Raw genomic sequence first — 12,961 nt, 5'->3', positions numbered from 1 at the left:
GTCTATTTTTTCAATCTAAACCTTCTTCAGCAGTCATGTCGCTCACCGGGTTCCGACGCTTTCTGAGCTTCAACTCGCTCACCAGCACCCCGGCGACAATAAACGCCGCGCCCACCAGGGCCAGCAGCGGCAGACGTTCCCCGGCGAGTCGCCCAAAAATCCCTGCCCAGACCGGCTCGCCGGTGTAGATGACCGTTGCTCGCGTTGGCGATACGCTGCGCTGCGCCCAGTTCATGGTGACCTGGATAATGGCGCTGAAGATACCGAGCCCCAGCGCCACCACGACCAGGCCCGTGGACATCGGCGGCACGGACTCCCCTGCCGGCACCATCGTCGCAAAGGCCACCAGCGAGGCCGTGGCGAGCTGCACCACCGTCACCCGTTTGACGTCGACCTTGCCCGCCCACGCGCTGATGAGAATAATCTCCGCCGCAATGGCAATCGCCCCAATCAGGGTAATGATCTCGCCCGGCCCCAGCGCCAGAAGATTGTTTTCCGGCCCGGCCAGTAAGATCAGGCCGATAAACGCCAGCACGATGCCAATACAGGCCATCAGACCCGGCAGCCGCCCCAGGCACAGCCATTGCAGTAGCGGCACCAGCGGCACATACATGGCAGTGATAAACGCGGATTTGCTGCTGGAGATGGTCTGCAATCCCCACGTCTGCAGGCTGTAGCCCATGGCTATCGCCACCCCAATCGCCACGCCCGCCTTAAGCTCTTTCAGCGTCAGACCCCGCAGCGTTTTAAGGGATATTAGCCCCACGGCTAACGCCGCCGTCGCAAAGCGAAGGCCGACAAAGAAGAACGGATCGCTGAGGGTCACCGCGTACTGAACGGCCAGAAACGTCCCGCCCCAAAACATGGTGATGAGAATGAGGATGGCTTCCTGTGGTTTTACGGAGAACTTAAAGCGTGAGACAGACATGCGGCACCAGCAAATGAGAACAATTCTGTAGTGTGCGTTGCCTTTGGTTACAGTTCAATGTTGCAGGAATAAAAAAACCGCCGGGGGAAACCCGGCGGCAGGGAGTCAACCCGGCGAATTACTTATTACCGCCATGGCTGTTTTTCCCCCCTTTCTTGCCAGCCTCAGATGCGCGCTGAGGGTCATTTTTAAAATTCCCCCCGCTATGCTGGCCACCTTTACGGCCTGCTTCTGATGCTCTTTCACGGTCTTCTGCGAAATTACCTGAACCACCACGATGGTTTGCCATCTCTAACCTCCAGAGTGTGAAACATTAGACATCATATTGCATTCAGTAAAAGAGGATTCTTTCACCTCGCGGCTCAAGGACAACGCCTTTATCTGTGCCGCGTGAAACTAAGCTTAGTGGAATGAGGTTATCCGGCAAGCCGAAGGTAATATCCTGCAACATGATCTCAGTCTTTCGGGTGAGATGACGCGGCGGTAATTCATAAGCCTTTCTTATCATTTTAAAAATCCGCACCGGGAAAGTTGTATCATTTTGCTACAAAGCCATTTTTCTCCTCATGTTGTTATAAATCAAATAAATGGCGTTCATTTTTGCAGTCTGGCTGTGATGACATATCTTTAAAAGAGCGCAGCGATCCGCTGTCAGAGAAACCAACGAGGAGTGAAGCAAAATGGCAAAAGTTCTGGTGCTCTATTATTCCATGTATGGACACATTGAAACCATGGCTCACGCGGTAGCAGAAGGTGCAAACAGGGTTGACGGCGTTGAGGTTGTGGTGAAACGCGTACCGGAAACCATGCAGGCAGAAGCCTTCGCGAAAGCCGGGGGAAAAACACAAAACGCCCCGGTCGCCACCCCGCAGGAGCTGGCGGATTATGATGCCATTATCTTCGGCACCCCAACCCGCTTCGGCAATATGTCAGGCCAGATGCGCACCTTCCTCGATCAAACCGGCGGACTTTGGGCATCCGGGGCGCTCTACGGCAAACTCGCCAGCGTATTCAGCTCTACCGGGACCGGCGGCGGTCAGGAGCAGACGATTACCTCAACCTGGACTACCCTTGCTCATCACGGGATGGTGATTGTGCCAATTGGCTACGGCGCGCAGGAGCTGTTTGATATTTCCCAGGTGCGCGGCGGTACGCCGTACGGTGCAACCACCATTGCCGGTGGGGATGGTTCACGCCAGCCAAGCAATGAAGAACTGTCTATCGCCCGCTATCAGGGTGAATACGTCGCGGGTCTGGCCAAAAAACTCAACGGCTAACACCCAACAGGAGGACAAGCATGCCAACTCAAGAATCCAAAGCTCACCACGTGGGCGAATGGGCAAGTTTACGCAACACCTCTCCGGAGATTGCCGAAGCTATCTTTGAAGTCGCGAAATACGATGAAAAGCTGGCCGAGCAGATTTGGGAAGAAGGCAACGATGAAGTGCTGGTGCGCGCCTTCGAAAAAACGGACAAAGACTCGCTCTTCTGGGGTGAGCAAACCATCGAACGTAAAAACGTTTAAGCGTTTCCCCCCCGCCATCACGCGGGGGGTTCTCCTTTACTTCGCCGCGTTATTCATCACCGCATTGAATTTATCAACAGGACAGAAGCCGTTCGCATCCACCGGGCAGCCCTTCAGCTCCAGCGTCACGCGCTGCGCCGGAGACTGCAGCGACAGCACGCTGGCGTTGCGCAGCTGCTCTGAGCTCTGATAGACATACTCAATTTTCATCAGCTCCTGGTTGGCATTTTTGTCATGCCAGCGCTGGAAGACAATCTTGCCGCCAATCGGGGTGCGCTCCTGCTGGTCGTGCAGCTGGTACGGTTTGAAATCGAGGGCGGTGAGCAGGGAAGCAATGTTCGAATCATGCCCCACCAGCAGGGTGATCTTAGGCGCTTTCGCCTGCTCGGTGACCAGCGTTTTATCGATATACTTCACCAGCGGTTTCGCCACGTTTTGCGCCACCTCGGTAGAGGTAAACAGCGAGTCCTGATAGCCGTTTTTCAGTTTCGACAGCACGCGCCACTGCTGGTCGGTTTTGATTTCGCCCCAGGCGACCTGGTCGGCCGGGAAGCCTTCGTAATACTGCAGCGTGAACGCGTCCACCAGCGAGTTACCCACCTTCAGCGGCCCGGAAACGCCGGGCTCTTTTTCATAGTCGGCGCTGAAGGTATCTTTCGCGTCCGCCAGCGAGCAGACCTTTTTCTCTTTGCAGGACGGCGAGTCGGCGTAGTTGGTCATCTGCTCCAGCAGCTTGTAGCTTTCACCAAGCTGCATTTTCTGCCGCTCGGACTCCATCGCCTTGAGCGCTTTTTCGCGGAATTCCGGCGAGTTATCGGTAATCACCGGATTGAATGTCGGGTCCATGGTGCCCATTTTTTCCTGATGGTGCACGGGCACATCGCAGCCCGGGAACGCGCCGGTGATAAAGAACTGCGCGGTGGCGACGGTGCGCTGCAGGCTGTTGGCGTAAGCATAAACGCTATCCGCCGGTGGACATTCTCCCGTCTTCACCATCCCCTGCTGCGCGAGCCACTCGCGCATGTAGTGCCCCATATAGACCTCCAGCACGCCACCTTTGGTGGTGAGCTGGCCGCCCGGCACCTCCCACTCCGGCCACTGCTTCGGCGTGGACTGCTCCAGCACGCTGCCGTTATTGGCCAGCGGCGCGCGCAGGTTGTGACGGCTCATGATTAAAACTTGCTCCAGCTGATACCCTTCCGGCGTCTCTTGCGCCTGTACGCCAAACGTTGCTGAAATGGAACCGGCGACTGCCAGCGCGAGTAGTGCTTTTCTCATCCCTAATTCCTCACTCGTTTTAAAATGTCGCGTTCAGTGTGACAGGTTCGTCACAATTTTCCGGGAAGCATTTCTCAAACTGATGATTAACGTGCTTACGGAGTGTGCCAATTAGTTTTATAATAAAACCACACCCCACCGGAGAATTCGCTGTGAAACGTACCCGCCTTGAAGAGAGCACCTGCCCCGTCGCCCGTTCGCTGGATATCATTGGCGACTGGTGGTCGCTGCTGATCGTTCGAGACGCGCTTCGCGGTATTAAACGCTTCGGCGAGTTTCAGAAAAGCCTCGGTATCGCGAAAAACATGCTGACCACGCGGCTCAAGCTGCTGGTGGACGAAGGCATCCTCCGGCTTCAGCCCGCCTCCGACGGCAGCGCCTGGCAGGAATACGTCCTGACCGACAAGGGACGCGCCCTGCAAACCGTGCTGGTTGCCTTGTCCCAGTGGGGCAATGAATTTTTGTTCGCGGAAAACGAATGCGGCACCGTTCTCGTCGATAGCGAACAGCGCAAACCGCTGCGAAAACTGATGCTTATCGCCGACGACGGGCGCGAACTGACGCCTGAAGAGATCGTGGCCAAACTCCCCTCCTGAGCCCACCCGCCAGGCAAAAGCAAAAAAATCTCGCCAATGTGGTTGCATTATAAAACCAAATGACAGAGAGTTAATTCAGTTTCATATTGAAACCAAATAACCCACTTTGCCTGAGGTAATGCATTATGACTACGCAAATCACCACCGCCCTGATCACGGGTGCCTCTTCCGGGATCGGTGCCGTCTATGCCGATCGCCTTGCCGCGCGCGGTGCCAACCTGGTCCTGGTCGCCCGCCGCGAGGATCGGCTGAAAACCCTCGCCGCCGACCTGCGCGCGCGCTACGGCGTGGCCGTCGCTATACTGGTGGCCGATCTCAGCGATGAAGCCGGGATCCGCGCGGTGGAAGAGGAACTGCGCAGCAATACCGCCATTGATACGCTGGTTAACAACGCGGGCACCGCGCAGATGGCGCCGTTCCTCGCGGGCGAGGTGGCGCAGCATCAGGCCATCAATACCCTCAACACCACGGCGCTGATGCGGCTGACCTACGCCATTCTCCCGCGACTGGCGCGGAACAATCGCGGCACGCTGATCAATATCGCCTCGGTGTTATCGCTCCATGTCCGTGCGGGCAGCGCGCTCTACAGCGCCACCAAGGCCTGGGTACTGAGCTTTACCCGCGGACTGCAGGAAGAATTTGCCGACAGCAACGTGCGCATTCAGGCCGTGCTGCCCGCCGCGACCGCGACGGAGATCTGGAGCCATTCTGGCGTCACGGTGGACGATCTGCCGGAAGGATCGGTGATGACCACCGACGATATGGTGGATGCGTCACTGGCGGGTCTGGATCAGGGCGAACCGATCACCATCCCGCCGATGCATGACGTCAGCCTGTGGGACCGCTACGAAGCGGCGCGCCTCGAGCTGTTTAACAGCGCGCGCACCGGCATCCCGGCTCCGCGCTACGTAAAGCAGTAGCCTAACGCTCCAGCTGGTCGCCGTACTCGCTCATCCAGGCGGCCAGCGGCGAGAGCGCATCCTGCAGGGTTAACCCCAGCCCGGTAATCTGATACTCCACGCGCGGCGGGATCTCCGGGTAGACCGTCCGCGTCACCAGCCCGCGCTGTTCAAACAGTCGCAGCTGCTTCGTCAGCTCTTTCTGGGTGATGGGTGCAGCCGCCCGCAGCAAATCGCCAAAGCGGACAGGCGTGTTAATCACAATAAGACGATAAAGGATCGGGATTGCCCATTTGCCGGAAATCAGGTTTACAAACTGCGTCATCGGGCAGGTATAGGCCTCAGATTTTTTTTCACAGCACTCACCCAGCATTTCTGCCATAGCACACCTCTTGCCTCGTTAGTATCCATTTGGTACCTGGTTTCCTTTCGATACTAACGTTTCTATAGTGCTTTCTCCAGTGACATTTCAGGAGAAGAACATGGGTCGTTTAACCGATAAGTATACGTTGATTACCGGCGGCACCAGCGGCATCGGTCTTGCCACCGCGCAGGCGTTTATCGCCGAAGGCGCCCGCGTCGCCGTGACCGGACGCAACCCGGACACCCTCGCCGAAGCTGAGCGCATTCTGGGCGATAAGGCCTGGGTGATCCCGACCGATGCGGGCGATATCACCTCGCAAAAAGCGCTGGCGGAAACCCTCGCCGCCCGCTGGCCGCGCCTGGACGCGGTGTTTCTCAACGCCGGCGACGTGACGCACGCGCCGCTGGAAGCCTGGCAGGAAGAGGCCTGGGACCGTCTGATGAACATCAACCTGAAGGGGCCGTTCTTTTTAATCCAGGCGCTGCTGCCGCTGCTGAACAACCCGTCCTCGATAATCCTCTGCGGCTCCGTGAGCGCGCGCATCGGCCTGCCCACCAGCAGCGTGTATGCCGCGAGCAAGGCCGCCCTGCTGTCGCTGGCGCGCACGCTGTCGGCGGAGCTGCTGCCGCGCGGGATCCGCGTCAACGGCCTGAGCCCCGGTCCGGTGGAGACCCCGGCGTTTACGAAAACGGGCTTAAGCGACGAGGCGCTTAACGCGATGATGGCGGAAATCATCAAGCTGGTGCCGCTCGGCAGAATGGGCTCGACGACGGAGCTGGCAAAAGCCGCGCTCTATCTGGCCTCCGACGAGTCGAGCTACACGGTGGGAACGGAGCTGCTGGTGGACGGCGGCATGGGAAGTCTGTAATTCAAAAGGCGCTGATGCCGGTGACCGCGCCGACATACAGCGCCGCCCACGCGCAGGCGGAAAGCAGGCTGACGGCGTAGACTTTGACGGCGTTAAGCCTGAGCATACCCGCCGCCAGCGGCACGACATAACGCAACACCGCCAGAAAGCGCGACGTAAACAGGGCGATGACGCCGTTTTTTTGCAGCTGATGCTGAACCCGTAAAAACGTAGCGGCATGCTTCGCCGTAAAGCGCGCGACCAGCCGGGTGTGCCCCATCAGCTGGCCGATATGGTAATTCAGCATCGAACCTGCCGTCGCCCCCATCACCACGGCCAGCCACGCCAGCGCCGGGTGCATGCTCCCCTGGCTGACGGTAATGCCCGCCAGCAGCATCACCGACGCGGGCGGCAGCACGGAGGAGATCAGCACCGTCGATTTACTCAGCGCCATCAAAAATAACAGCGCGAAAAGATGTGCCGGATACAGCGCAAAATGATTCAGCAGATTATCAAGCCACGCCATTTTCCTCTCTCCCGTTAATTATTTAATCCTCCATTTAAAGTGAATAAACCTAAATAAACCCTCAACATTTTATTAATAATATTTATCTAAACCGTTCTTAAACATTATTTAATTTTCTGAGCGCTAAATTTAAACAGGCGTATTATCCCTCTCGTTTTACAACGATCTCGTTATGGCGAGGCTCCTGTACAAATACACGTTATCGCTCTGGTAGGTTCGAGAGAACCGGCACAGGGTAAAACAGGCACTGTCGAATCAAGGCTTTGTCAGTATAACTTCCCTTGCGGGATACGGTGTACAGTGCTGAACCCAGGACGTGGGGATCTCCTCTTCGACATGCCCTGTCTTGCTCGCCCCTGAGAGATGTTATTATTCAAAGGGAATTCACTATGTCTTACGCTATTCACAACCAAAACCTGGCATTCAATGACAGCGCGGTCGCGCAATATATGAATACCGATTTTATCGTCCTCGATATTGCATTATGCGTGGCGCTGGCGCGCGAGCAATTCTTCAAAAAATTAAAAGACGATGATATTCCGTCGCATATTTTTATTGAAGACAATGGACGCCTTGCGGGGATGGTTGCCGTGCGCAAGCTGCTACAGACCACAGATACCGTACAGCCAATTAAAAGCCTGATGATTTCGCAGTTTTTGCAGGTCAAACCGGAGGATGAACGTGCCGATGTTGCAGGGCTGCTGGCGCACGGCGACGCAGATGTCGTGCCCGTGGTGACCCACGGCAAACTCGTCGGCTGCCTGACCGAGCGGGAAATTGCCCATCTGCTGGAAGATGACGTCACCGAAGATGCCCAGCTTCAGGGGGCGACGCTGCCGCTGGAGAAGCCCTATCTGGAAACCAGCGCCTTCAGCCTGTGGAAGAAACGCTCCGTCTGGCTGCTGCTGCTGTTTGTCGCCGAAGCCTACACCAGCTCGGTCATTCAGCATTTTGAAGAGGCGCTTGAGTCCGCCATCGCGCTGGCGTTCTTTATTCCGCTGCTGATCGGCACGGGCGGCAACAGCGGGACGCAGATCACCTCCACGCTGGTGCGCGCCATGGCGCTGGGTGAAGTTCATCTGCGCGACGTGGGCCGCGTGCTGCGCAAAGAGATGACCACCTCGCTGATGATTGCCGTGACGCTCGGCATTGCCGGGTGCATTCGAGCCTGGATGATGGGGATCGGGCTGGAGATTACGCTCATCGTCAGCCTGACGCTGGTGTGCATTACGCTGTGGAGTGCGATTGTCTCGTCCGTCATTCCGATGGTGCTCAAGCGCTGCGGCATTGACCCGGCGGTCGTCTCCGCGCCGTTTATCGCGACGCTGATCGACGGTACCGGGCTGATTATCTACTTTAAGATCGCGCAATATACGCTGGGGCTGGAGTGATGTGATTCCTTGCCGGGTGGCGCTGCCGCTTACCCGGCCTACCCATCCCGTAGGCCCGTGCAAGCGCAGCGCCGCCGGGCAACAATCAGATCGCACCAAGCGCTCTCACCGCCTGCCCAAATGCCTCAATCGCCAGGGCAACATCCTCAGCCATCACCGATTCCGCCGGATGGTGGCTTATCCCGCCCTTACAGCGCACAAACAGCATCCCCACCGGCCAGCGTTCCGCCAGGGCGATGGTGTCATGCCCGGCGCCGCTGGGCAGGGATAACGAGCGCCCCTGCACCGATTCAACCGCGTCGCCCAGCAGGCGCTGCAAACGCGCATCGCACGGCGTGGCGGCGATCCGGTAAAACTCCTCGGCGCTGAAGCTCAGCCCGCGACGAGCGGCAATCGCCTGCGCCTGCGCCAGCAGCTCAGCGAGCAGCGCGTCCAGCGGGGCATCCTGCGGGCCGCGAATATCCAGCGAGAGCGCAACCTCACCGGGGATGACGTTGACCGCGCCGGGCAGGCAGCGCAGTTCTCCGACCGTTGCCACCCGGTTGCCGCCCTGCTGCCGGGTGGTGTTTTCAATCAGCACCATCCACTCGGCGGCGGCGGCCAGAGCATCCTTACGATGGTTCATCGGCACGGTACCGGCGTGCCCGGCCTCGCCGGTGAAGCGGCAGTTGAGGCGGCGCGCGCCGTTGATGGCTTCCACCACGCCCAGCGCCAGCCCTTCCTGCTCCAGACACGGTCCCTGTTCGATATGCAGTTCCAGACAGGCGCTGAAATCCTCCTGATGGCGTGCCGCGAGCGCCACGCGAGTGGGATCGAGCCCCGCCTGCACCATCGCCTGCGCCACGCTGATGCCATGAGCATCGCACGTCTCCAGCCAGCCCTGCGGCCAGGCTCCCGTCAGACCACGGCTGCCCAGCAGGGTGATACCAAAACGGGTGCCCTCTTCGTCGCCAAAGCCGACAATCTCGATGGCCTGCGCCAGATGCCGCCCCTGCTTGTGCAGGTTGTCCACCACTTCGATGGCGGTGAGCACCCCGAGCATGCCGTCGTAGCGCCCGGCGTTGCGTACGGTGTCCAGATGCGAGCCGAGCAGCACCGCCTGCGCCCCCTCCTGCGCGCCCTCGTAGCGTCCACAGATATTGCCCACGCTGTCCTGCCAGACGGTCATGCCCGCCTGGCGCATCCACTCTCCAACCAGCTGGTTGGCCTGGAGATGCTGCGTGGAGAGATAGACCCGCGTCAGGCCGTCCGGGGTTTCGCTGATGGCGGCCAGCGCGTCGGCGCGCGCCATCACCCGCTCTGCCGCCGGGCTCATTGCGGCGTCTCGCGACGATAGTGGTCCCACGCGGCCTGCATGGCGGCCCCCTGCGTGGTGGTGAATTTGAGGTAGTTCAGCACCGACTCCAGCGCGCTCAGGGTAGTCATCACGCAGTCTTTGCGCGCGTTGTAGCCCATGGTGCCAATGCGCCACACTTTGCCGTGCAGCGGGCCAAACGAGGTGCCGATTTCAATCCCGAAATCCTCCAGCATCAGCTTACGCACCAGGTCGCCGTTGATCCCCTGCGGGATGACCACGCCCAGCACGTTGTTCATCTTGTGCTTCAGGTCGCCGAAGGTCTCCAGCCCCATCGCCTGAATGCCCTTCAGCAGCGCATCGCCGTGCAGTCTGTGACGCGCGATGCCGTTATCCAGCCCCTCCTGCAGGATCAGCCGCGCGCATTCGCGAGCGCCAAACAGCGCGGTAGTTGCTTCGGTGTGGTGGTTCAGCCGCTCCGGCCCCCAGTAGTCCATCACCATGCCGAGATCGAAGTAGTTGGAGTAGATCATCTCCTCGTCGCCGTCGCGGTGGGCGTCGGTGCGAATACCCTCCTCCACGCACTTGCGGCGACGGATTGCCTCTTCCATCCGCGCGCTCAGGGTGATCGGCGACGTGCCGGACGGGCCGCCGAGGCACTTCTGCATCCCGGCCGAGACGGCATCCAGCCCCCAGGCGTCGGTCTCCAGCGCGTTACCGCCGAGCGACGCGGTGGCATCGGTGTAAAACAGCACGTCGTAGCGACGGCAGATCGCGCCAAGCTCGGCGAGCGGCTGCAGCATGGTGGTGGAGGTGTCGCCCTGCACGGTCAGCAGCAGACGCGGACGAATACGTTTTATCGCATCCTCGACCTGGTCCGGGGTAAACACCTCGCCCCACGGTACTTCGATGGTATGCACCACCGCGCGGCAGCGGCGGGCAATTTCGCACAGCAGGTGACCAAAGCGGCCAAAGACCGGCACCAGCACCTTATCTCCCGGGCGAATGGCGGAGACCAGAATGGCTTCAATCCCCGCGCGGGAGGTGCCGTCCACCAGCATCGTCCAGCGGTTTTCGGTGCGGAACACGCCGCGATAGAGCGCCATCACCTCGTTCATGTAGTGTGTCATGGCCGGATCGTACTGGCCGATCAGCTGGCTCGACATGGCGCGCAGCACGCGCGGGTCGGCGTTGATCGGGCCCGGCCCCATCAGCAGGCGCTGCGGCGGGTTGATTTGCGGAAAGCGTGCGATATCCATTGTTCAGTCCTTATCAGTTGAGGCCGCGCACGGAGGAGATGAACTGCTTCAGTTCCGTGGTCTGCGGGTTGGCGAACAGCGTTTTGCTGTCGCCCTGCTCCCAGACTTTCCCCTGGTGCATAAACACCACGCGGTCGCCCACTTCGCGGGCAAAATTCATTTCATGGGTAACCAGTATGAGCGTCATCCCCTCGGCCGCCAGCTGCTCCAGCACCTTGAGCACTTCGCCCACCAGCTCCGGGTCGAGCGCGGAGGTGATCTCGTCGCAGAGTAACACTTTCGGCGACATGGCCAGCGCCCGGGCAATGGCCACGCGCTGCTGCTGGCCGCCGGAGAGGCTCGACGGGTAGTAATCCAGACGATCGCCAAGCCCCACTTTCTCCAGCATGCGCTGGGCCAATTCGCGGCATTCGGCGGCGCTTTTCTTCAGCACCCGACGCGGGGCGAGCATCACGTTTTCCAGCGCCGTCATGTGCGGGAACAGGTTGAAGCTCTGGAACACCATCCCCACCGAGCGGCTGATTTCGCGCGCCTGGGAATCCCGGTCGGTAATGGTCATGCCGCCCAGCTTGATGCTGCCGTCCTGATAGCCTTCCAGGCCGTTGATGCAGCGCAGGAGCGTGCTTTTGCCCGATCCGCTGCGCCCGATGATGGAGATCACCTGGCCCATGTCGATATCCAGATCGACGCCCTTGAGCACGTGGTTATTACCGTAGTACTTCTGCACCTGATTAATGGTGATGAGAGGCATTGAATTTCGTCTCCAGATAGCGGCTGTAGCGCGACAGCGGATAACACAGAATAAAGTAGCCCAGCGCCACCAGCGCAAAGACCTTAAACGGCTGATAGGTCACGTTGGTCAGCATGGTCCCGGCCTTGGTCAGCTCGACAAAGCCGATGATCGACGCCAGCGCGGTGCCTTTGATCACCTGCACGGCAAAGCCGACCGTCGGCGCAATGCCGATGCGCAGCGCCTGCGGAGCGACCACGCGAAACAGGGTCTGTCCAAAGGTCAGCCCCAGACAGCGCGACGCTTCCCACTGCCCCTTCGGCAGCGCGCGAATGCTGCCGTACCAGATATCGAGCAGAAACGCGCTGGTGTAAAACGTCAGCGCCAGCGAGGCGGCGGTCCACGGCGAGACGTCGATGCCGAACAGCGCCACGCCGAAGAAGGCCAGGAACAGCTGCATCAGCAGCGGCGTGCCCTGAAACAGCTCAATATAGCCGCGGATGATGCGCTTCACCGTGCGCCCGCCGGTGAGGCGCAGCAGCAGGAGCGGCAGCGTTACCGCCGCCCCGCCGACAAACGCCACCAGCGACAGCAGCACCGTCCAGCGCCCGGCCAGCAGCAGGTTGCGAATAATGTCCCAGTCGGTAAAGGTGGTCATCATGCCTGCACCCCCAGCCATTTGCGTCCTGCCGCCATCATCAGCTGGCGCAGGGTAATCGACAGCGCCAGGTAAATGCCGGTTGTCACCAGATAAACCTCAAAGCTCAAAAACGTTCTGGATTGGATCAGGTTGGCGGCGAAGGTCAGCTCTTCATACGAGACCTGCGACACCACCGACGAGCCGAGCATCACGATGATGCACTGGCTCACCAGCGCCGGGTAAATGCGCTGCAGCGCGGGCGGCAGCACCACGCGAATAAAGGTCTGCAGCCGGGTCAGCCCCAGCACGCGTCCGGCCTCCCACTGCCCTTTCGGCGTGACCTGAATGCCCGCGCGAATAATCTCGGTGCTGTAGGCGCCCAGGTTGACCACCATGGCCAGCAGCGCCGCTTCCCCCGCCGTCATCTTCAGGCCCAGATTCGGCAGACCGAAGACGATGAAAAACAGCTGCACCACAAACGGCGTGTTGCGGATGATTTCCACGTATGCGCCCCAGATCCGGCTAAACCAGGTGGTGCGTCCGCTGCGGATCGCCGCCCCGAAAATCCCGATTGCCAGCCCGCCGACGGTGGCCATTACCGTCAGCTGAACGGTGACCCACAATCCCGCCAGCAGCGCCGGCCAGTGCGGCCAGAGGGCTGAAAAATCAAGTTGCTCCGTCATC

16 protein-coding genes and 1 riboswitch are annotated in these 12,961 nt (G+C 59.7%); of the genes, 6 read left to right on the top strand and 10 right to left on the bottom strand.

Annotated elements, in window-relative coordinates:
* Window positions 1–10 precede the first annotated feature (10 nt).
* Window positions 11–928: a DMT family transporter gene (locus FHC52_RS03630; protein ID WP_220419920.1), complete on the bottom strand. Its 918-nt coding sequence runs from the start codon at window positions 926–928 to the stop codon at window positions 11–13.
* A gap of 118 nt (window positions 929–1,046) precedes the next feature.
* Window positions 1,047–1,217, bottom strand: coding sequence for a general stress protein (locus FHC52_RS03625; RefSeq protein ID WP_013097201.1), 171 nt, complete (start codon window positions 1,215–1,217; stop codon window positions 1,047–1,049).
* A gap of 391 nt (window positions 1,218–1,608) precedes the next feature.
* Here FHC52_RS03625 and wrbA point away from each other — a divergent pair, with 391 nt between their 5' ends.
* Both wrbA and FHC52_RS03615 read left to right on the top strand, forming a co-directional pair.
* On the top strand, window positions 1,609–2,205 hold the full coding sequence (gene wrbA, locus FHC52_RS03620) for an NAD(P)H:quinone oxidoreductase (RefSeq protein ID WP_008499831.1): 597 nt from the start codon (window positions 1,609–1,611) through the stop codon (window positions 2,203–2,205).
* A 20-nt stretch (window positions 2,206–2,225) separates the two neighbouring features.
* On the top strand, window positions 2,226–2,453 hold the full coding sequence (locus tag FHC52_RS03615; protein WP_008499832.1) for a YccJ family protein: 228 nt from the start codon (window positions 2,226–2,228) through the stop codon (window positions 2,451–2,453).
* A 36-nt stretch (window positions 2,454–2,489) separates the two neighbouring features.
* On the opposite strand, the gene agp is transcribed toward FHC52_RS03615, so the two are convergent.
* Window positions 2,490–3,731: a bifunctional glucose-1-phosphatase/inositol phosphatase gene (gene agp / locus FHC52_RS03610; protein WP_008499833.1), complete on the bottom strand. Its 1,242-nt coding sequence runs from the start codon at window positions 3,729–3,731 to the stop codon at window positions 2,490–2,492.
* A gap of 152 nt (window positions 3,732–3,883) precedes the next feature.
* Here agp and FHC52_RS03605 point away from each other — a divergent pair, with 152 nt between their 5' ends.
* Both FHC52_RS03605 and FHC52_RS03600 read left to right on the top strand, forming a co-directional pair.
* Window positions 3,884–4,327 carry a helix-turn-helix domain-containing protein gene (locus FHC52_RS03605; RefSeq protein ID WP_008499834.1) on the top strand — a complete coding sequence of 148 codons (444 nt, stop codon included), beginning with the start codon at window positions 3,884–3,886 and terminating at the stop codon, window positions 4,325–4,327.
* A gap of 125 nt (window positions 4,328–4,452) precedes the next feature.
* On the top strand, window positions 4,453–5,247 hold the full coding sequence (locus FHC52_RS03600) for an SDR family oxidoreductase (protein ID WP_059363207.1): 795 nt from the start codon (window positions 4,453–4,455) through the stop codon (window positions 5,245–5,247).
* Window position 5,248: 1 nt separating this feature from the next.
* Here the strand turns inward: FHC52_RS03600 and FHC52_RS03595 are convergent, their stop codons facing one another.
* Window positions 5,249–5,608, bottom strand: coding sequence for a helix-turn-helix domain-containing protein (locus tag FHC52_RS03595; RefSeq protein WP_008499836.1), 360 nt, complete (start codon window positions 5,606–5,608; stop codon window positions 5,249–5,251).
* Window positions 5,609–5,708: 100 nt separating this feature from the next.
* Here FHC52_RS03595 and FHC52_RS03590 point away from each other — a divergent pair, with 100 nt between their 5' ends.
* The gene (locus tag FHC52_RS03590) at window positions 5,709–6,458 is read left to right on the top strand and encodes an SDR family oxidoreductase (RefSeq protein WP_021240816.1); all 750 of its coding nucleotides are present in this window, start codon (window positions 5,709–5,711) and stop codon (window positions 6,456–6,458) included.
* A 1-nt stretch (window position 6,459) separates the two neighbouring features.
* Here the strand turns inward: FHC52_RS03590 and FHC52_RS03585 are convergent, their stop codons facing one another.
* Window positions 6,460–6,963 (bottom strand): DedA family protein, encoded by a 504-nt coding sequence (locus tag FHC52_RS03585; RefSeq protein ID WP_059363204.1) that lies wholly within the window; start codon window positions 6,961–6,963, stop codon window positions 6,460–6,462.
* A gap of 159 nt (window positions 6,964–7,122) precedes the next feature.
* Window positions 7,123–7,292: riboswitch (M-box (ykoK) riboswitch) on the top strand.
* Window positions 7,293–7,352: 60 nt separating this feature from the next.
* On the opposite strand from FHC52_RS03585, the gene FHC52_RS03580 reads away from it, so the two are divergent.
* Window positions 7,353–8,354 (top strand): magnesium transporter, encoded by a 1,002-nt coding sequence (locus FHC52_RS03580; protein WP_021240818.1) that lies wholly within the window; start codon window positions 7,353–7,355, stop codon window positions 8,352–8,354.
* Window positions 8,355–8,439: 85 nt separating this feature from the next.
* Here the strand turns inward: FHC52_RS03580 and hpxK are convergent, their stop codons facing one another.
* Genes hpxK through FHC52_RS03555 form a run of 5 tightly spaced genes read right to left on the bottom strand, consistent with a single transcriptional unit; the run spans window position 8,440 to window position 12,960 of the window.
* Complete coding sequence (gene hpxK, locus FHC52_RS03575) at window positions 8,440–9,669, bottom strand: allantoate amidohydrolase (protein WP_126287634.1); 1,230 nt, start codon at window positions 9,667–9,669, stop codon at window positions 8,440–8,442.
* Window positions 9,666–10,907, bottom strand: coding sequence for an alanine--glyoxylate aminotransferase family protein (locus tag FHC52_RS03570; protein ID WP_220419919.1), 1,242 nt, complete (start codon window positions 10,905–10,907; stop codon window positions 9,666–9,668). The genes hpxK and FHC52_RS03570 overlap by 4 nt, the downstream gene beginning before the upstream one ends.
* A 13-nt stretch (window positions 10,908–10,920) precedes the next feature.
* Window positions 10,921–11,658 (bottom strand): amino acid ABC transporter ATP-binding protein, encoded by a 738-nt coding sequence (locus FHC52_RS03565; RefSeq protein ID WP_023292833.1) that lies wholly within the window; start codon window positions 11,656–11,658, stop codon window positions 10,921–10,923.
* On the bottom strand, window positions 11,639–12,295 hold the full coding sequence (locus FHC52_RS03560; protein ID WP_071530936.1) for an amino acid ABC transporter permease: 657 nt from the start codon (window positions 12,293–12,295) through the stop codon (window positions 11,639–11,641). The genes FHC52_RS03565 and FHC52_RS03560 overlap by 20 nt, the downstream gene beginning before the upstream one ends.
* The gene (locus FHC52_RS03555) at window positions 12,295–12,960 is read right to left on the bottom strand and encodes an amino acid ABC transporter permease (protein ID WP_023343724.1); all 666 of its coding nucleotides are present in this window, start codon (window positions 12,958–12,960) and stop codon (window positions 12,295–12,297) included. Before FHC52_RS03555 ends, FHC52_RS03560 begins: the two co-directional genes overlap by 1 nt.
* Between the last annotated feature and the right edge of the window lies 1 nt (window position 12,961).

Source organism: Enterobacter sp. EC_64 (genome assembly GCF_019584165.1).
GTDB classification, from domain to species: domain Bacteria; phylum Pseudomonadota; class Gammaproteobacteria; order Enterobacterales; family Enterobacteriaceae; genus Enterobacter; species Enterobacter roggenkampii.
The sequence above is the reverse complement of the archived record's forward strand: the minus strand, read 5'-3'. Positions and strand labels throughout refer to the sequence as shown.